This window comes from Polyangium mundeleinium (assembly GCF_028369105.1).
GTDB lineage: Bacteria > Myxococcota_A > Polyangia > Polyangiales > Polyangiaceae > Polyangium > Polyangium mundeleinium.
Map to the genome: position 1 here is coordinate 602,591 of NZ_JAQNDO010000001.1, position 18,259 is coordinate 620,849.

Consider the following 18,259-nt stretch of genomic DNA (forward strand, 5'->3'; position numbering starts at 1 on the left):
TCACGCGGCCACGGCGCAAAGCGCGTTCACCGTCACGACGGCGCGGCCCGTGAGATCCGGCGTGTTCACGGCGCCGAGGTAGGTCAGCGCGTACGTCCCGCCGAGGCTCGCGTCAGGGGCGCTGTACGGCGCTTCGTTGAGGTTGTTCAGCGTGCTCGTCGTGACGCGGTCGAAGAGGTGCCACGTCTCCAGGGTGCCGCTGGCGATGGGCGTCACGACGAGCACGCCGACGCGCCGGTTGCCCTGGGTGATGTCGTAGATGCCGAGGTCGACCTGCTGCGGCAGGCTCGGCATCGCGGCGGAGATGCTCCCGGCGTTGTTCGAGGCGAGCCGGTCGCAACGCGCCTCGATGTACTCGATGCCGCAACCCGTCGAGATCGTCAGCCGCGCGAGGTAATCGTTCACGCTGAAGCTGGCCGGCGGCACGCCTGTGCCCCGGAACGACAGGCCCACGGGCGTGCCCAAAAACGAGCTGCTCGGGCGGACGTACTCCGCGTAACCGGAACCGATGGGTGCGCTCGTGTACAGAAACCAGTGCTCGACGCGGGTATCCCCGTCGAGCTCCGTCACCACGAGGCGCCCGACCTCGAGCAGCGGCGCGGTCGGAACACGCGGATCGCGCTGAAAAAGAATGTACTGACCTGCGCCGATATGCCCACTGATCATGGCGTACTCTCCTCGGAAGAACGAACAAGAGGCCCCGGGCGGGACGAACGGCCCCCCAGCCTTCATCGAGAGAGTTCCCGCTGCGGACCGATGTGACGAAAAAAAACTCCGCGGCCGGAAAGTTTGTCCGCCCCCTCTGACGGATCGGGGATGAACGGTGGGGAAACCTACCTCCTGGGCGCGGAGGCAGCTACGGAACCTCGCCGTTGCCCGCCGGGCGCGTCGGCACCGGCGGGCGTGGCGGGGGTGTTACTTGCAGAGGCCGTTCTGGCAGGTCGTGGCCGCCGGGCAGTCGGCGTTGCTCGCGCATTGCAGGATCGTGCAGTTGCCGTTCAGGCAGAGCTGCGGCGCCGGGCAGATCAAGGAGCCGGGGGTGACGTCGTCGACCACGCCGTCGCAGTCATTGTCGATCCCGTCGCACGTCTCGTTGGCGGGGACGCAGCCGCCGGGCAAGCAGACCCCGTTCGGCGTGCAGATCTGGCCGAGCGGGCAGTCGGCGTTGATCTGGCACGGCTGCACGACGCACGAGCCCATGATGCAGGTGCCGCCGTTCGGGCAGAGGGAGAGCCCGCCGGGCGTGGGATCGTCGACCAGGCCGTCGCAATCGTCGTCGAGGTTGTTGCAGTACTCGGGCGTGGGCATGCACATGCCGCCGCACTGGCCATTGACGCAGAGGGTGCCGTCGGCGCAGATCGTGTTCTCGTCGATCGAGCCGTTGCAGTTGTCGTCGACGCCGTTGCAGGCCTCGGGCTGCGGGACGCAGCCGTTCGGGTTGACGCACGTCCCGGTCGCCGGATCACAGAGATGGCCGGCGGGGCAATCGGCGTCGGCCATGCAGCCCTGGAATGTGCACATGCCATTGACGCACGTGCCGCCCATCGGGCAGAGGAGCGTGCCGGGCGTGGGCTCGTCGATCTGGCCGTCGCAATCGTTGTCGTAGCCGTCGCAGAGCTCGGGCGTGGGCGAGCACATGCCGCCGCACTGGCCATTGACGCAGGCGCTGCCGTCGGCGCAGAACGCGTTGTTGTCGGGGATGCCGTTGCAATCGTCGTCGAGGCCGTTGCAGGTCTCGGGCGCCGGGACGCAGCCGCCCGGCAAGCACACGCCGGCCATCGGGTTGCAGAGCTGGCCAGGCGGGCACTCCGCGTCGGTCATGCAATGCACGACCACGCAGGCGCCGGCCATGCAGGCGCCGCCGTTCGGGCAGAGGATCGCGCCGGGCGTGGGGTTGTCGACCTGGCCGTCGCAGTCGTTGTCGATGCCGTCGCATTGCTCGGGGAGGGCGCTGCACACCGGGTCCGGGACACACATCCCGAACATGTCGCAGAAATGGTCGGGCGGACAGTCGCACACGAGCTGGCACATGCCGTTCGCGTCGCAATACGCGTTCGGCGGACAGGGCATGTTCTCGTTGCATTGCGCCTGGCCGCCGCACATGCCATTCACGCAGATGCTCCCGTCGGCGCAGACGACGGGGCCGTTCGGGGTGGCGTCGATCTGCCCGTCGAGATCGTCGTCGACACCATTGCAAACCTCGGGCTGGGGGCCGTCGTTCTGCAGGATGCAAGCGCCGTTCACGCAGAACTGGCCGGGCGCGCAATCGGAGTCGGCATTGCACGCGCCGTTGCCGCCGATGATGACGGAATCGATACACCCGCCGAAGGGCGCGATCGCGAGGAGGGCGCCGAGGGGGAGGAGGGCCTTGAGGAAGGAAGCACGAAGGTTTTTCATGGCGTGGTCGTCTTTCTCGTGGATGGGCGCGCGCGTCCGTTCGCCCACGCAAAGGACGCGCGGCGCGGCTGTCCGGGTCTTCGTCTGGCTTCGTGGCCGGACGTCCGCCGATCCGTGAGGAAATGTTAAGGGCTCGCGGGACAGGCCTTCCGCACGCGATCGGCGAGCGGCGAACCGGGGCTCTCCGAAAGGAACCGGGCCGCCTCGGCGCGGGCCTCGGCGACGCGGCCGAGCTTGCAGAGTGCGAGCACGCGCGCCGCGGTCCGCTCCGCGCGCAGCGATTGCCCTTCTGCGCCCGCCGAGGTCTCGTCGAGCAAACGCAACGCCTGCTCCGGATCCCCTTCCTTCATGGCGCCATGCACGGCGCGAAGGCGTTTCGTTTCGGCGAGCAGCGGGTCCACGACGGGCGCGGGGGGAGGCTCGTTCGTCGCGATGGGCGCCGCCGGTCGCTTGAAAGGAGCATTCACCGCCGGCGTGTTCTGGTGCGCGGGCACAGGCGGAGGCGGCGGTTCGTCCGTCGGCAGAGCCTCCAGGGGCTGCACCTCCACCTCCGCCGGCCTTTGCGCGGGGGGTGTTTGTCCAAGGGGAGCGGGCGCTTCGAGGTGCGTCGCCGCGGGGGGCGTCTCCACGTGGGCCTTCGTGGGCCCGAGGATCGCCACGGCAGAGGCGGCGCCGCCCACGATCAATGCAAGCATTCCTTTCCACGCCAGGCCGCCGAGGGAAAACACGGCGCTGGTTTTGGCTGCGGAGGCGATTTTCGTGGCGGAGGCGACCTCGCCGAGCTTCGTCGTCGCGGCGTCGGCGACGCCCTCGCCCCCGACCGAAGCACCGCCCGCTGCAATCGCAGCCGCGAGCGCGCGGCGCAGGCGGGCGCGATCGGCGGGCGAGGGATCGTCCCCGTCGCGCCCTGCAAGAAGGATGGCCCGCGCTTCGGGGCCGAGCTCGCTCATCGGAGCCTCCACGTATCGCGCGCCCGCTCCCGGGCGACCGCTTGCTCGAAATCGCGCCGCGCCGCCCGCAGCCGCGCGTAAATGGTGTTCACGTTTTCCCCGAGCGCGTCCGCGATCTCGGGCGCCGTCATCTGCTCCAGCTCCGCGAGCACGAGCACCGTGCGTTTCTCGAATTCGAGCTCATCGAGCAGCTTGTGCAGGAGGCGCGCGCCTTCGAGCCGAACGGTATGCTCGTGCGGGCCCTCCGTGCGCTCGTCGGGCACCGAATCGACGTCGACGGCCTCGGCCTTGCCGCAGGCGTGCGGGCTCTTTCGCCGGAGGGCGCGCCGGTGGTCGCTCGCGACGCGGGTGACGATGGAGCAGATCCACGTCTTCAGCGAGGAGCGGCCCTCGAACTGGCCGAGGCGGCGATACACGACGAGGAAGACCTCCTGCACAGCGTCGTCGACGAGCGCGTCGGGGACGCCGAGGCGGCGCACGTTGCGGAAGACGAGGTCGAAATGCTCCTCATAGACGGTTTCGAAGGGGGGCACGACCACCGCCTCGGCCCCGCCCCCGCCCCCCGGGCGCGCCGCGGCCGTGGACTCGGGGGCGAGCGGCGAGGGGAGGGCAGCGTGGACGGAGGCGGAAGGAGGCAAGCGTGTCCTTGGTGGCCGGCGCCTTGACGTTCCGTGACGAAAAATCTCAGAACCGCACCTCGAAGCCGAGCTCGGCCCGGCCGACGACGGGCGAGGCGCGGTGGACGGTGCCGAGGCCATCGACGACGAGGTCCGGGTGGACGATGGGGACGCCGGCGCCGAGGCCCACGACGAGGGCGACGGGCCGCGCGAACGTCCAGGCGAGACGTCCCCCGGCGGAGAGGGCGAGCCAGGGGGCGGCGCCCTGGCCCGGGGAGGAGACGCCGGCGCTGGAGCTCTGGATGCGGCCGGCCTCGAAGGCGACGCAGGGGCCGAGTTCGAAGCGGGGGCGCCGGAAGAAGGCAGCGCAGGCGCCGACGTGGGCGAGGGTGAGGTCGATGTCGCCGGTGGCCGTGCCGAGGGTGGGGAGGGGGAAGGTGCGGGTCGGGAGGTAGGTGAGGCCCGCTTCGAGGCGGTACCGGCCGACGAAGAGGGAGATCGCGGCGCCGAGGGCGAGGGTGGGGGTGGGGAAGGTGCCGGCGTCGGCGAGGGCGCGCACGGAGAGGGCCATCGGCGGCGGTGGTGGTTGTGAGGATACCGACAGAGGGACCTTCGAAAGCGATACGCGTATCGGTTCGGGTCGTGGGGGGGAGGGCTGGAACCGATACGCGCTTCGGTTCGGGTCGTGGGGGGGAGGGCTGGAACCGATACGCGTATCGGTTCGGGTCGTGGCGGGAGGGCTCGGGGTGATGTGCGCTTCGGTTCGGGTCGTGGCGGGAGGGCTCGGGGCGATACGCGCTTCGGTTCGGGTCGTGGGGGGGACCTCCGGCGGGGGTTCGGCGATCACGTCGGGATCGATCATCATGGCGATGATCAGGGCCGCGGCCTCGCCGAGGGCGGCGCAGGAGGAGGCCTCGACCTCACGCGTCCGGGGTCCCTCCTCGCTCCGTGTCTCCAGCCGAACCCGGAACCGTCCCGCCTCGTCGCGCTTCACCTCGGCCGTGACGTCGAGCGGCTCGGCCTGCGCGCCTCGGCCGCCGAGCAATCGATCCACCTCGGCCGAGACCACCTCGGCCGTGGGACACCCTTCCGGGGCGGACCATCGCAGGCGGACCGCGCTTTCGGCGTGCGCATCGGCGGCGAGGCCGAGCGACGCGAGGGAGGCGAGGATCAAGGAGGGGGCGCGGGCCCGAAGCATGGAGTCACTTATGTCATCAAGGCGCGGGCTGGCTCGTGACGACGAGGCCCGGGATCGCGTGCTGTTCGGCGAGAGCGCGGGACACGACGACCACCTTGGGATTCAGCCAGGTGAGTTCCCGCTTGATCGCTTCGGCGAGCGCGGAGGCCGCGGCGGGCGTCGGCGTGCGATCCTCTTCGAGCCAGAGCACGACGGGGACCTTCTGCTTGCATCCCAGGAGGGCACGCAAGAACGGACCGAGGTCGTTCCGGTCGAGCGGTGTTCGCTGACATGCCCACGCCATCGAGGCGATCGAGTCACGCACTTTCCAGGCGATCTCCTTCGCGAGGTCGCCGCTCGTGAGCCGTTGCTTGTTCTCGATTCGATAGTCCCGGAAGTCCTTGACCTCGATGAACCAGGACGCGCCGAAGAGCAGGCCTACGAAATCGACAGCCCGGGTCCCCTCGAACCGCTTCAATCCATCCTGAAACGCTGCATGGTCGTCCCACTTGAGGACCTGCCAGTCGTCCCCAAAGGCGAAGGAGAGCCGCCCCTCGACGTGAAGCGCGCTCACGCGGTGCTCCCCGTGTCTTCGTCGAAGAGCTTCCGCTCGAAATCGTAATGCTTCGTGAACTCGTCGAGGATCGGGTTGTCGGGCAGCTCGGCGAGTGTGCTGCCCGGCGCGATCTGCACCGGGTCGTGCTCTTTCTTCCGGTGAAATGCGAAGAAGCGGATGGGGACATCCGGACACCGGCCATACTCCGAGAGGAGCGAGAGCTTGTGGGCGAGCAGATAATCGTGTGTCGTGACGAAGATCTGCACGCCACGCTTTCCGAGTTCGAGCAGGATGTCCACCACGAGGGAGACGAGCCGCGGATTGAGGTTCGCCTCCGGCTCGTCCCAGAACAGAATGCCGTTCGTCGTGAGGGAGCCATTGAGGACGAGGTGCGCGAGGCCGGCGATCTTGCGCAAGCCCTCCGCGACGAGGTGGGCTTCCATAGCGCCGTCCTTGCGCACGAGGTAGAATCGCCCTCCCTGGAGGGCGACGTTTCCCCCGAGCGCGGCCGCGATGGGCTCGATCAGCGCCTTGGCCTGCGCGGAGCGGGGGCCGCGCAGCACGGCCCGGCCGAGGGCGATGCAGGCGTCGTAGTACGTCTCGTCGAAGGAGAGCTCCCGATCCTGGTACGCGGCGATGAACCCCTCGTACATGGCGAGGATTTCGCGCGTCGGGAGGAAGATGGTCGGCTCTTCGCTCTTCCAGGTCGCCGCGCGCACGTCGAGCTTTTTTTTGCCGCGGGTATACAGCGTCAGGCGTAAATCCCCGGAGCTGCCCTCGATGTCGATGTCGCCGTGTCCTTGTCCTTTGCGTCGACGCACGAGGCGCCCGAGGAATCCGTCGTCGGGCCGGAACACCTTGGCGAGCTTTTCATGCATTCGAGCGTCGAGGGGGATCGTGCTCTCGGCGTGCTCCATGACCTTGATGGGCGCGTAAAGCGCCTTCATGGCGTGCGACTTCCCCGTGGCGTTCGTCCCCAGGAATACGTTGATGCCGGCGCAGGGCTGGAACGCGACGTCCTTGAACGCGCTGAACTCCGTCAACCGGACCGCCTGGATTTTCATGGGAGCGCCCCGAGCCTACTCGTGATGGAACCCGCGCGCATCCGGGTTCATCATGCCCCGCGAATGAGCCGGCCGAAAACGAGCAGCGCGCGCCCGGCGCGCCCTTCCCCGACGGGACTGCCCTCCCGCGAAGGCCTGCTCCGGGACCTCGGCCGCTCGCCCGACGAGCGCCCCGTCTTTTCCTTGCCCTCGCCGCTCCTCCCCTGGATCGGCATCCTCCTCGGCATCGCCGTCGCGCTCCTCGCGCGCGCGCTCACGCGGGAGGGGCCTTGGGGCGTCACGCTTTGGGGCGCGCTCGCCCTCGCGGTCGTCGTCGTCCTGCTTTTTCCGCGCAAGCTCGTCGTCGGTGAGGATGGGCTCTTGCTCGTCTGGATCCGCGCCCGCTTCATCCCTTATCGCGACATCGCCTACGTCGAGACCTCCGACGGGTTTTCCTTTCGCCACCCCGGCATCAACATCGCCCTCCGCTCGGGCCGCGCCGTCGATTTCGCCACCAGCGTCTTCAAGGAGCGCTGGGCCGAGCGCGACGTCCTCCTCAGCTTGATTCGCGCCACCGCGGAGGCCGCGAACGCACGCCGCCCCGCCCACGCGCCCGACGCCCTCGGCCGCGGCGGCAGACCTCACGACGCCTGGGCGCGCGCGCTCCGGGCGATCGGATCGGGCGCCCATGAGGGCCTGCGCATCTCGCCCGTCCCCGCCGAGGAGCTGCTCCGTGTCGCCGAGAGCCCGGGCGCGCCGGTCGTCGATCGCGCCGCCGCGTTCGTCGCCCTCGCCGCCTCGCGGGACGACGAACATTTGCGCCGTTTGCGCATCGCCATCGACCTCACGGCCGCGCCCGAGACCAAGGCCGCGTTGCAAGCGGCGCTCGCGGCGGACGGCGACGAGGCTTCGATCGCCGAGGTCCTCGCGTTTGCCGAGACAAGGACGCGGCCCTGAGCCCGTGATCCATCGGCGTCGGAAACCGGGCGAAACCCTCGCCACGACGCCCTCCTTCCTTAATGATGGCGCATGCCCTTGCGCCGCACGTGTCCCTCGGCGCTCGTCCTCGCGAGCGCCGCCCTCCTCGTTGCCTGCTCCGATCCTGCCGAGCTCCCCATCCCGCCCGCGCCGTATGCGCCGCCGCCGAGCTCCGCCGTCGTCGAGGACGGACCCGTGCGGATTCGCCGCGACGTCTTCCTCGTCCCCGGCGTCACGCCGCCGCCGAACCCCCTGACCGGCAGCGCGACGCCCGCCGAGCTCAACGCCGTCCGCGTCGTTCGTTACCGCGTCGACGCCGATCCGCCCGCGCCTGCCCGCGCGGTCGCCGTCCTCATGCCGGGCTTCCTCGGCGGCGCCAGCAGCTACGATCCCATGGCGCGCGCCATCGTGCGCAGGTCCAAGAACGGCGAGGCCTTCGAGGCCTGGGCCATCGATCGACGCTCGAACTTGCTCGAGGATCACCACGGCCTCGACGTCGCCGAGTTCCGCAAGGATCCCGAGATCGCCAAGCGGTACTACTTCGAGGAGGAGGCCGCCGAGGACAAGACGTTCCCGGGCTTCGTGGATCAGACCGCGGTCGATTTCGCCTCCGAGTGGGGGCTCGACACCACGATCGGCGACCTCCGCCGCGTCGTCGAGATCGTCGCGCCCGAGGAGCGCAAGGCGCGCGTCTTCCTCGTCGGGCACTCGCTCGGCGCCACGATCGCCGAGGAGTACGCGGCCTGGGATTTCGACGGAAAGCCCGGCTACGGCGAGCTCGCGGGCCTCGTGCTCGTCGACGGCGTCGCGCGGCAGGAGGGCGCCCTTGCCCCGACGATCACCGAAGAGGACTACCTGAAAGGTTCGTCCCAGGAGCCCAACGCCTACCTCACCCCGGGCCTCGAAACGATCCGCAAGACGACGCGCTACATCGCGCTCCCGCTCCTCGGCCTCAAGATCTACCCCGTCGCCGCGGTCGCCGGCATGCGCGCGATGTGGTCGCCCACGGCGATCACCGAGGATCCGTACCGCGACAACGCCTTCCTCACGCTCCTCTCGCTCACGCAGGTCCCGCGCATGACGAACCGCGCGGCCATGGGGTTTGCCATGGACGAAGCCTCGAACGGCGTCTCCTTCGCGGCCGTCTCCTGCGGCGAGAGCAAGGGCGGCGCGCTCGCCGCGTACGACAGCCTCTTCGGCACCAAGCTCATCCAGCCCTCCGATCCTAAGGCCACGTACGATTGGGTGGAGTACGACGCCAAGAGCCCGCGCGAGCACACCTCCCTGGACGACATTTCGCGCTCCTGGTTCGAGGGCCCCTCGCTCGATTTCGCCGAGTGGTACTTCCCGGCACGCCTCTCGCTCGACGCCCAGGCCGCGGCCACGCTCGTCTTGAAAGAGACCGACTGGCCCCGCGCGACGCACGGAATGCGCGCGATTCACGGCGCTTCCATGGACCTCCCGATCTTCGCCGCCGTCGCGGGCCTCGTCGGGGACACGGCCGCCCTCGACCCGCTGCGTGCTCTCGTTCAGAACGTTCCCATCGGACCGGACCGGCCCCTCGCGGGCAAGCCCCGCACGGATCCCGACGCGTTCGTCGTGCTCGACATCGTCAAGCTCACGCACATCGATCCTCTGGCTGGCACCGATGACGGTCAGGGCGATGTTACGAAATGGTACGACTCGCTCACCACGTGGATGACCACGAACAGCCCCGCAGGGGGCGTGGTCCTCGCTCCCTCGGACCCGTGATCATGCCTGTCCTCGCAACACCCCGAAGGCTTTCGGTCTGGCTCACCCTCGGCATCACGCTCCTCGTGATCGCGCTCTTCGGCTGCTCGAAAAAGGACGAGGGCGCAGGCCCTCCCGGGGGCGGCAAGGGGAAGATGGCGTTCCCCGTCGAGCTCGCGCCCGTCCCCGGCGAGCGCGTCGAGTACTCCGTCACCGCGGTCGGCAGCGTCGACGCGTACGAGCGCGTGCAGGTCACGGCGCGCGTCTCCGGCGTGATCGAGCACGTGCGGTTCGCCGAGGGCGACGTCGTCAAGAAAGGCCAGGTCCTCGTCGAGATCGATCCGGCCCGCTTCAACCTCGCCGTCCGCAGCGCCAAGGCCACGCTCGAGCGCGCGCAAGCCTCGGCGGCCGAGGCGCAGCAGAACCTGGATCGGCGGGAAAAAGCGGGCGCCGACGGCGCGGGTGTCTTCTCGAAGGAGGACGTCGATGGCTGGAGGACACGCGCGCGCACCGGGACGGCGCAGGTCGCCGAGGCGCGCGCCGCGCTCGACGAGGCGAACCTGAACCTGCGTGACGCGTACGTGCGCGCGCCCATCGAGGGCAAGATGCAGACGCGCACGGTGCAGACCGGCCAGTTCGTCCAGCCCGGCACGGTGCTCGGCACGGTCCTGCGCCGCGACCCGCTCCTGCTCCGTTTCCCGGTCCCCGAAGCCGACGCGCCGCGCCTCTCGGCCGGCATGAACGTCTCGTTCAAGGTCACGGGCATCGAGCACGACTTCTCGGCAAAGATCACGCTCGTCGCGGACGCGGCGGATCCCGCGACGCGGATGGTCCCGATCGTCGCCGAGGTCGCGGACGAGAAGAAGGATTCGCTCCGGCCCGGCGCGTTCGCCGACGTCACCGTGCGCGTCGGCGCGACCGAGAACGCGCCCGTCATCCCGCAGACCGCGATTCGTCCGAGCGAAAAGGGCTTCCTCGCGTTCGTCGTGGAGAACAACGTCGCGCACGAGCGTGTGCTCGCGCTCGGCATGCGCACGGCCGACGGGCGCGTCGAGGTACGCAAGGGCTTGAAACCCGGCGAGATGCTCGTCGTGCGTGGCGCCGAGCCGCTGCGTGACGGCACCACGGTGCGCGTCGCGCCGCCGGGCCAAGGGCCTGGCAAAGGGCCGCCCGGGGCATCCAGCGCGGCCGCGCCGCCGGGGACGTCGAGCGCGCCCAGCGAAGGCGTCGGCGCGCCTGCGAAGGGAGGGAGCGCGCCATGAGCCTGACCGAAGCGTGCCTGCGCAAGCCCGTCCTTGCGTGGATGATGATGCTCGCGACGATCGTCTTCGGCATCGTCGCCGCGACCCGCATCGGCATCAGCCAGTTCCCCGACGTCGATTTCCCGACCATCAACGTCAACGTCACCTGGGAAGGCGCCGCGCCCGAGGCCGTCGAGCACGACATCGTCGAGCAGATCGAGGAGTCGGTCGTCCAGGTCGAAGGCGTCAAGTCGCTCACCTCCTCGTCCCGCCAGGGCGGCGCCTCGATCACGGTCGAGCTCGACCTCTCGCGCAACGTCGACTCCGCGCTCCAGGACGTGCAGGCCAAGGTCTCGCAGGCCCAGTCGCGCCTGCCGCGCGACATCGACCCGCCCGTCATCTCCAAGTCGAACCCCGAGGACCAGCCCATCATGTGGGTGGGCTTGTCGGGGCCGTTCTCGCCGCAGACCCTCGCCGACTACGCGCGCTACCGCGTCAAGGAGAAGCTCCAGACCGTGCCGGGGATCGGCGAGGTCATGCTGGGCGGCTACCTCGAGCGCAACGTCCGCGTCTGGTTCGACGCCGACAAACTCGCGGCCAAATCGCTGACCGTGACGGACGTGATCGCGGCCCTGCGCCGGGAGCACGTGGAGCTTCCGGCGGGGCGCCTGGAGACCATGGGCCGCGAGGTCAACGTGCGTGTCCTCGGCGAAGCGCTCGACCTCGAAACGCTCCGCCGCATCGTCGTGCGGGAGCAGGAGGGCGTCCCGACGTACATCGAGGACGTCGCGATCATCGAGGACGGCTTCGAGGACGTGCGGCGCATGTCGCGCGTGAACGGCCAGCCCGCACAGGGCATGGGCATCAAGAAGCAGCGCGGCTCCAACGCGGTCGCGGTCGCGGGCGGCGTGAAGGTGATGCTCGACGAGATCCGGAAGACCTTGCCCGAGGGCATGGAGCTCCAGATCAACTTCGACTCGACGCGCTTCATCGAGCAGTCGGTCCACGAGATCGAGCTGGAGCTCATCCTCGCGGTCGCGCTCACGGCCCTCGTCTGCTGGCTCTTCCTCGGCTCGCTCTCCAGCACGCTCAACGTGATCCTGGCGATCCCGATGAGCCTGCTCGGGACGATCGCGGCGATCTACTTCCTCGGCTTCACGCTGAACACCTTCACGCTCCTCGGCCTCTCGCTCGCGGTCGGCATCGTCGTCGACGACGCGATCATGGTGCTCGAGAACATCTTCCGGCACGCCGAGCAGGGCAAGGATCGCGTGCGGGCCGCGCGCGAGGGCACGGCCGAGATCACCTTCGCCGCGCTCGCCGCCACGGTCGCCGTCATCGCCATCTTCATCCCCGTCATCTTCATGGAAGGCGTGATGGGGCGCTTCTTCCTCCAGTTCGGCGTGACGCTCTGCATCGCCGTGGCCCTCTCGTACGTCGAGGCCATCACGCTCGCGCCCGCGCGTTGCGCGCAGCTCCTCACGACCTCGCGCGAGGGCCGCAGCAAGATCGGCATCTTCGTCGATCACGCCTTCGACAAGCTCTCCGCCGGCTACGGCTGGCTCCTCGGGCGGGGCCTCAAGTTCCCCTCGCTCGTGCTCGTCGCGTCCGTGGGCCTCTTCGTGGGCGCGGTCTTCGCGTTCCAGGCGCTCCCCGGCGAGTTCGTCCCTTCGCAGGATCAGAGCCGCCTCATGGTCCGGCTCACGACCGCCGTCGGCTCCGACATCCGCGAGACCGACAAGATCGTCACGAAGGCCGAGACCATCGTGAACAACGCGCCCGAGGTGGCGCGCACGCTCGTGGTCGTCGGCGGCTTCGGCACGGGCGCCGTGAACAGCGGCATGATCTTCGTGACGCTCAAGCCCCGGGGCGAGCGCAAGGCGACGCAGAACGAGTTCGCCGCCGTCCTGCGCAAGGAGCTCAACGCGATCCCGGGCGTACGCGCCATCGTGCAGGATCTCTCGCAGTCGGGCTTCACCGCGTCGCGCGGCTTCCCCGTGGAGTTCTCGATCCGCGGACCCGAGTGGGGCGAGCTCGTTTCGCACAGCGAACGCATGAAGGCCGAGCTTCAGGCGGCGGGCCTCGTCGTCGACCTCGACTCCGACTACCAGCTCGGCATGCCCGAGCTACGGATCGTCCCGGATCGCGCGCGCGCCGCGGATCTCGGCATCTCCGTCGAGGAGATCGCGACGACCCTGAACGCGCTCGTCGGCGGCACGCGCGTCGGCAAGTACAGCGCAGGCGGGCGACGCGTCGACGTGCGCATGCGCCTGCTCGCGGATCAGCGCTCGCGGCCCGAGGATCTCTCGCGCCTCAAGCTCCGCGCGAAGTCAGGGGAGCTCGTGCCCCTCTCGACGCTCGTGAAGTACGAGGAGCAGCCTGCGCTCCAGGCGATCACGCGCCGGGATCGCGAGCGCGCGATCACCCTCTTCGGCAACGTGGCGCCGGGCAAGTCGCAGAGCGACGCCCTCGCGCTCGTGGAGAAGCTCGGCAAGGACGTACCGACTGGCTACCACGTGGTCCTCGGTGGCGCGTCGGTCGCCTTCCGCGAGTCCATGGGTGGCCTCGTTTTCGCGCTGATCCTCGGGATCATCGTCGCGTACATGGTGCTCGCGTCGCAGTTCAACTCGTTCCTGCACCCGGTCACCGTCTTGACGATCCTCCCGCTCTCCGTCGCGGGCGCAGCGTTCGCGCTGCTCCTCATGAAGCAGACGCTCAACATCTTCAGCATGATCGGGATCGTCCTCTTGATGGGGATCGTGAAGAAAAACTCGATCATCCTGGTCGATTACGCGACGGAGCTCCGCAACCACGGCAAGAACGCGCTCGACGCGATGCTCGAAGCGGGCCCGGTTCGTCTTCGGCCCATCCTGATGACATCCATCGCGACCCTGATGGCGGCGATCCCCTCGGCGCTCGCGCTCGGCGAGGGCAGCGAAGTGCGCGCGCCCATGGCGATCGCGGTCATCGGCGGCCTCGTGATCTCCACGGGCCTGAGCCTCCTCGTGGTCCCGGCGTTTTACATCGTCGCCGACCGCATCGCGGCGCGCCTCGCGCGCTCTCGCCCCGCGTCCACCCCGCCGCTCGTCGAGCCAGTCCCGCCTCCTCCGCACGTTTGACGCGCTGGGTCGACCAACTCGTGCTCAAGCCCTCCCGTCCCGGCAGAAAAATCGATCGCAACTGTTGCCGTTCGAGAGGCTCGGCTTTAGGTGCGCCGGGGTGACTTGATGTTGCAAAGAACATTCCGCAGCCTGGACGGTGGGGGGTTCGCCTCGGGCGACACGAACGTGCACAAACCGCTACGCGTCAGGCTTGCTTCTTCTGCACATCGTGTAGGATTGGCGCATGCCGACCGCTGGGGGCCGAGGGAGTCACGCTGCTGCGATCCGAGGGACGATCGCGCCGCGCACACTCGGTGCCGGGGCAAACGCGGCGCTCCGTTCGCGCCTCGCCCCTCCCCAAGCCCCCCCAACGGCAATCTTCTCTTGCACCCAGGGCAGGGTTCCCTGGAAAATCTGAAAAATCGGCCTTTGGGAGATGAACGATGAGCGCCAAGAACCGACCTCACGCCCCGGCCGTCGCTGTTGCCCCTCGCGAAGCGGCGTTTCAGGATGCAGTGGTCCTCGTTCGTGAACCCTTCGTCATCGACCGAGCGGTGGCCATGCAGGCCATCCGCTACACGAAGGAGCTTCTGTCCGGCTCTTTCGCGCCGAACACACAACGCGAGTCCATGCCATCCTCCAACCCGTCGACCTCGAGGCGACGCGCTGCGAGCGGCCGCTAGAACTTCCAAAGCGGTCCGCGCGTCGATGTAGCGCTGGGACCGAATGTACATCCTCCACCTGTCGGATCTTCACGTCACGGAGCCCGGGCAAACGCTCGACGACGTGTGGATGCACCCGGCGCAAGCGCTGGGGACGCTGCATCCGGTCCCCTTCGACTTCGTCGTCGTGAGCGGGGATCTCACGCAGCGCGGGAGCGCCGCGGAGTACGACGAGCTGCTCGAGTTCGCGGAGCACCGCCTCCTGCCGCTCGTCGTGAACCGCGAGCGCGCGCGCGTCGTGTTCGTTCCGGGCAACCACGACGTCGACTGGGGCGCCGACATCGGCGAGCCCGTGCGCGTCACGTCGCTGCGCACCGCACACGACTTCGACCTGCTCGAGCAGGAGATGCAGCGGCTCAAGCGCTCGCCGGATCTCTCGGATCTGCGCATCGACGTGGGCCGTTACGGACATCTCGACCTCGTCAAGCTGCGGGCGGGCGCGGAGTACAACAAGCGCTTCGCGAACGTCCAGCGTTTCTTCGACCGTTTCTACGGCGAGTCCTTGGATGGCCGCGGCCGCGCCTTTGATCTCCTCGATCCGAACGAACGCGAGCACTGGTCGGCGCATGTCTTCCCCACGGAGAAAGTCGCGTTCTTCGGTTTCAATTCCTGCCATCGGAACGACAAGTACTGGACCGGCGCCTGCGTCTCCACGCGCGCCGTCTCCGCCGCGCGCGACTTCGCCAACGGCCTCGATCGCGACACGCTGCGCGTCGCCGTCTGGCACCACGGCTTCACGAGCGAGCGTGGGCGCCCCGATTACCTCACGCTGCAGGACGTCGGCACCCTCTACGCCGCGGGCTTTCGCATCGGCTTTCACGGCCACACGCACCAGGAGAGCTCGAAGCTCGTCGAGCTCTTCAAGAGCCGCTTCGTCATCATCTCCACGGGATCTCTCGGCTCGGCCGCGCACGAGCGCCCCGGCGCCGTGGGCAACCAGTTCTCGGTGGTACGGCTCAGCCCGAGCACGGTCAGCGTCGAGGTGTACGAGCGCGACGGCGAGGCCGGCGAGTACGCGCTCGAGCCGAAGCGCAAGTACTTCGAGGTGAACTGGGAGCCCGTCGCGCAGGCCGAGCGCTTCGTGAAGGCCCGCGAGCACACCCGGATCTGGAGCGTCGGCGATGACGGCATCGCGCTCGTCGAGGTGGAGCTGCGTGACTTCGTGGCCCCCGTCGAGACGCCGATCGCCGTGCTCGAACCGCCCTACAACAACGTCCAGGCCGAGCCGCGCGCGACCACGTGGCGCGGCCGTCGCGAGGTGAAGGAAGAGCCCCTCGGCGGCGGACGCGTGCGCTTCATGCTCCAGGGCGCCGACAAGACCGAGCGGTACCTCACGTGGAGCTACCACCTTTCGAACGCCGTCGCGCTCACGCAGGCCGAGCTGAACTTGCTGGAGAAGCGCGATCGTTGGTACCCCAACTTGATCGACGGCTATGACGTCCGCTCGCACGTCGTCCGCTTCGAGTCCGACCACCTCACGCTGGCGCTCGTGTTCGCCGAGAGCTCGGGCGCGACGATCGAGGACGCGTATCCCATGGTCGAGCGCTGCTACGAGCAGTTCGGCGAGGATCGCTGGGAGCCCGTGGAGTTCGAGCAGGAGCGGTGCCGCTCGCACTTCATCGTGGGCAAGACGCACGTGGAGCTCAAGATCCCGGGGCCGATCGTGGGCTACCGGTACTCGCTCGCGTATCGCCCCGGAGGCGCCGGCAAGGAGTACCCCGAGGCCGCGAAGTGGACCGCGCGCGCCTTGCTGGAGCGCTGCTGCGGCAAGCCCCTGTCGAACCACTCGCTCTCGGCGAAGCTCACGGAGGCGGTCGGCAACTCGATCTACAAGATCGCCACGGCCTCGCCGTGGGGCGTGCAGACCGCGCCGATCGTACGGAACGGCCTGCTCTCGGAGCGCGGGTCGTGGATGGGCATGATCTGGGACGCGAACCTGCGCGTGCTCTGCCCGGCGTTCGGCCAGTTCTGGCCGCAGTCCTGGGCCGCGCGCTTCACCTGCGGCAGCGGCGTCGCGGGCCACGCCTTCCGCTTCAACATCGCGGCGGCGTGGCATCGCGACGCGCATGCGACGACGAGCATCATCTACCAGCCGAGCCCGGATCATCACCGCCTCTTCGCGCGGCACTACCGCTGGATCTTGTGCTTCCCGCTGCGCCTCGCGCCGGAGGAGGAGTCGTCGCTCGGCGTCGTTTGTCTCGCGAGCGAGGAGGAGAACACCCAGGTCGAGCGCGCGCTCGGCCACCTCGCCCGCGCGATCTGCACCGAGACGATGGATCCCGAGGCCACGAAGCTCCGCCTCATGCTCCAGACCGTCATCAACGCCGTGTTCTGGACGTGCGTGACCGATCCGAACCACGGGCTCAGCGAGAGCGAGGGGCGGTACGCGCGCCACGTGCTCAACGCGCTGCTCTCGTCGGCGACGGACTAGCTGACGAGCAGCAGGTAGCCGATCGCCACGACCATCGAGGCGACCGTCACGGGCAAACCCGCGCGGAGGTACGTGACGAACCCGATCTCGTCTTCCGCGTGCGCGGCCTCGACGACGATGATGTTCGCGACGGAGCCGAGGAGCGTGAGGTTGCCGGCGAGCGTCGTGGCCATCGCCGTGACGGTCCAGGCGAGCGTGGGATCGGGCAGCGTCCGGATCATCGGCTCGGCGAGCAGGATGAAGGGCACGTTGCTCACGACCTGACAGCCGAGCGTGAACATCGCGGAGAGCGCGGCCATCGCGGCGCCGCGATCGGCCGGGATGAACGGCCGCGCCGCGGCGAGCGTCTCGTCGACGAGGCCCGTGCGCTGGAACGCGGCCGCCACGATGAAGAGCGCGCCGAAGAAGACGAGCACGGTCCACGTCACGCCCGAGAACAGCGACGCGGGATCACGCCTGCGAAGGACGAGGAGGGTAGCCGCGCCCGTGAGCGCGGCGAACGCGAGGTTCGCGCCGGCGAGGAAGGCGATCGAGACGCCCAGGATCACGACGAGCGCGAGCGTCAGCTCCCCGCGCGATCGGGCCGCGACGGGGGCGTCCGCGTCGATCGCCGCGGAGCTCGTCGGCCGCAGTTGCTTCCGGAAGAGCCAGTGCAGCGTTGCCGCCGTCACCAGCAGCGCGAGGAAGCCGGCTGGCCCCCCGCGCAGGAGATAACTCCGGTACGACAACCCCGACAGGTGCGCGACCAGCATGTTTTGCGGGTTTCCCGCGAGCGTCATCGCGCTGCCCGCATTCGCCCCCATTGCCAGCGCGAGCAGGTACGGCACGCGGGGAAGGCCCGCCCGCCGCGCCGTCGCGTCCACCACGGGCGCGAAGAGCACGCACACCGGATCGTTCACCAGCACGGCCGAGAGCAACCCCGAGGCGATCGTCGTGCCGTACAGCAGGCCCACCGGCGAGGGCTTCCGCGCGAGCAAAAACGACGCGGCCATCTCGAAGAACCCGGCCTCCGCGAGCGCGGCCGCGAGCAGCATCATCCCGAGCAGCAGCCCGATCGTGTTCGGCTCGACGGCGGCGAACGCGGCCTTCGCGTCGATGCCCCAGCGCGGCTCGATCGACGCGAGCACGACCATCGCGCACGCCCCGACGAGCGCGCCTGCGGGTCGGCCGATCGGCAGGAGCGACAGGCGCCGAAAGGCGATCAGCACATAGGTCGCGACGAACACGGCGAGCGTGGGCAGGTGGCTCATGGGGGGAACGGCTTCGTGTCGGCGTCGGGAGCTTGCTCTGAATCGACGCGTGATGGCTCGGCAAA

14 protein-coding genes are annotated in these 18,259 nt (G+C 69.1%); 6 read left to right on the forward strand and 8 right to left on the reverse strand.

Annotated elements, in window-relative coordinates:
• From POL67_RS02495 to POL67_RS02525, 7 genes are all read right to left on the reverse strand, one after another.
• Positions 1-666: a hypothetical protein gene (locus tag POL67_RS02495; protein ID WP_271915145.1), complete on the reverse strand. Its 666-nt coding sequence runs from the start codon at positions 664-666 to the stop codon at positions 1-3.
• A 249-nt stretch (positions 667-915) separates the two neighbouring features.
• Positions 916-2,397: a MopE-related protein gene (locus POL67_RS02500; protein WP_271915147.1), complete on the reverse strand. Its 1,482-nt coding sequence runs from the start codon at positions 2,395-2,397 to the stop codon at positions 916-918.
• 125 nt (positions 2,398-2,522) lie between these two features.
• Positions 2,523-3,347 (reverse strand): hypothetical protein, encoded by an 825-nt coding sequence (locus tag POL67_RS02505; protein ID WP_271915149.1) that lies wholly within the window; start codon positions 3,345-3,347, stop codon positions 2,523-2,525.
• Positions 3,344-3,985: an RNA polymerase sigma factor gene (locus POL67_RS02510; RefSeq protein ID WP_271915150.1), complete on the reverse strand. Its 642-nt coding sequence runs from the start codon at positions 3,983-3,985 to the stop codon at positions 3,344-3,346. The genes POL67_RS02505 and POL67_RS02510 overlap by 4 nt, the downstream gene beginning before the upstream one ends.
• 46 nt (positions 3,986-4,031) lie before the next feature.
• Complete coding sequence (locus POL67_RS02515) at positions 4,032-5,162, reverse strand: hypothetical protein (RefSeq protein ID WP_271915152.1); 1,131 nt, start codon at positions 5,160-5,162, stop codon at positions 4,032-4,034.
• Positions 5,163-5,178: 16 nt separating this feature from the next.
• Positions 5,179-5,715 carry a hypothetical protein gene (locus POL67_RS02520; protein WP_271915154.1) on the reverse strand — a complete coding sequence of 179 codons (537 nt, stop codon included), beginning with the start codon at positions 5,713-5,715 and terminating at the stop codon, positions 5,179-5,181.
• Positions 5,712-6,761 carry an AAA family ATPase gene (locus POL67_RS02525; RefSeq protein ID WP_271915155.1) on the reverse strand — a complete coding sequence of 350 codons (1,050 nt, stop codon included), beginning with the start codon at positions 6,759-6,761 and terminating at the stop codon, positions 5,712-5,714. Before POL67_RS02525 ends, POL67_RS02520 begins: the two co-directional genes overlap by 4 nt.
• A gap of 63 nt (positions 6,762-6,824) precedes the next feature.
• On the opposite strand from POL67_RS02525, the gene POL67_RS02530 reads away from it, so the two are divergent.
• From POL67_RS02530 to POL67_RS02555, 6 genes are all read left to right on the forward strand, one after another.
• Entirely contained in the window at positions 6,825-7,697 is an 873-nt protein-coding gene (locus tag POL67_RS02530; RefSeq protein WP_271915157.1) for a hypothetical protein, read from the forward strand.
• 72 nt (positions 7,698-7,769) lie between these two features.
• On the forward strand, positions 7,770-9,470 hold the full coding sequence (locus POL67_RS02535; RefSeq protein WP_271915159.1) for an alpha/beta hydrolase: 1,701 nt from the start codon (positions 7,770-7,772) through the stop codon (positions 9,468-9,470).
• 2 nt (positions 9,471-9,472) lie between these two features.
• On the forward strand, positions 9,473-10,711 hold the full coding sequence (locus POL67_RS02540; RefSeq protein WP_271930716.1) for an efflux RND transporter periplasmic adaptor subunit: 1,239 nt from the start codon (positions 9,473-9,475) through the stop codon (positions 10,709-10,711).
• A complete protein-coding gene (locus POL67_RS02545; protein ID WP_271915161.1) occupies positions 10,708-13,809 on the forward strand; it encodes an efflux RND transporter permease subunit in 3,102 nt (1,033 codons plus the stop codon). The genes POL67_RS02540 and POL67_RS02545 overlap by 4 nt, the downstream gene beginning before the upstream one ends.
• 425 nt (positions 13,810-14,234) lie before the next feature.
• Positions 14,235-14,474: a hypothetical protein gene (locus POL67_RS02550; protein ID WP_271915163.1), complete on the forward strand. Its 240-nt coding sequence runs from the start codon at positions 14,235-14,237 to the stop codon at positions 14,472-14,474.
• Between the two features lie 43 nt (positions 14,475-14,517).
• Positions 14,518-16,944, forward strand: a complete 2,427-nt coding sequence (locus POL67_RS02555; RefSeq protein ID WP_271915165.1) for a metallophosphoesterase family protein — start codon at positions 14,518-14,520, stop codon at positions 16,942-16,944.
• On the opposite strand, the gene POL67_RS02560 is transcribed toward POL67_RS02555, so the two are convergent.
• Positions 16,941-18,194 (reverse strand): ArsB/NhaD family transporter, encoded by a 1,254-nt coding sequence (locus POL67_RS02560; RefSeq protein WP_271915167.1) that lies wholly within the window; start codon positions 18,192-18,194, stop codon positions 16,941-16,943. The two genes, POL67_RS02555 and POL67_RS02560, sit on opposite strands and share 4 nt — an antisense overlap.
• Positions 18,195-18,259 lie beyond the last annotated feature (65 nt).

What these genes read in the sequence shown, in the direction of transcription:
- POL67_RS02495 (WP_271915145.1), bottom strand. Translation starts at nt 666, where the DNA reads ATGATCAGTGGGCATATCGGCGCAGGTCAGTACATTCTTTTTCAGCGC.
- POL67_RS02500 (WP_271915147.1), bottom strand. Translation starts at nt 2,397, where the DNA reads ATGAAAAACCTTCGTGCTTCCTTCCTCAAGGCCCTCCTCCCCCTCGGC.
- POL67_RS02505 (WP_271915149.1), bottom strand. Translation starts at nt 3,347, where the DNA reads ATGAGCGAGCTCGGCCCCGAAGCGCGGGCCATCCTTCTTGCAGGGCGC.
- POL67_RS02515 (WP_271915152.1), bottom strand. Translation starts at nt 5,162, where the DNA reads ATGCTTCGGGCCCGCGCCCCCTCCTTGATCCTCGCCTCCCTCGCGTCG.
- POL67_RS02525 (WP_271915155.1), bottom strand. Translation starts at nt 6,761, where the DNA reads ATGAAAATCCAGGCGGTCCGGTTGACGGAGTTCAGCGCGTTCAAGGAC.
- POL67_RS02530 (WP_271915157.1), top strand. Translation starts at nt 6,825, where the DNA reads ATGAGCCGGCCGAAAACGAGCAGCGCGCGCCCGGCGCGCCCTTCCCCG.
- POL67_RS02535 (WP_271915159.1), top strand. Translation starts at nt 7,770, where the DNA reads ATGCCCTTGCGCCGCACGTGTCCCTCGGCGCTCGTCCTCGCGAGCGCC.
- POL67_RS02540 (WP_271930716.1), top strand. Translation starts at nt 9,473, where the DNA reads ATGCCTGTCCTCGCAACACCCCGAAGGCTTTCGGTCTGGCTCACCCTC.
- POL67_RS02545 (WP_271915161.1), top strand. Translation starts at nt 10,708, where the DNA reads ATGAGCCTGACCGAAGCGTGCCTGCGCAAGCCCGTCCTTGCGTGGATG.
- POL67_RS02550 (WP_271915163.1), top strand. Translation starts at nt 14,235, where the DNA reads ATGAGCGCCAAGAACCGACCTCACGCCCCGGCCGTCGCTGTTGCCCCT.
- POL67_RS02555 (WP_271915165.1), top strand. Translation starts at nt 14,518, where the DNA reads ATGTACATCCTCCACCTGTCGGATCTTCACGTCACGGAGCCCGGGCAA.
- POL67_RS02560 (WP_271915167.1), bottom strand. Translation starts at nt 18,194, where the DNA reads ATGAGCCACCTGCCCACGCTCGCCGTGTTCGTCGCGACCTATGTGCTG.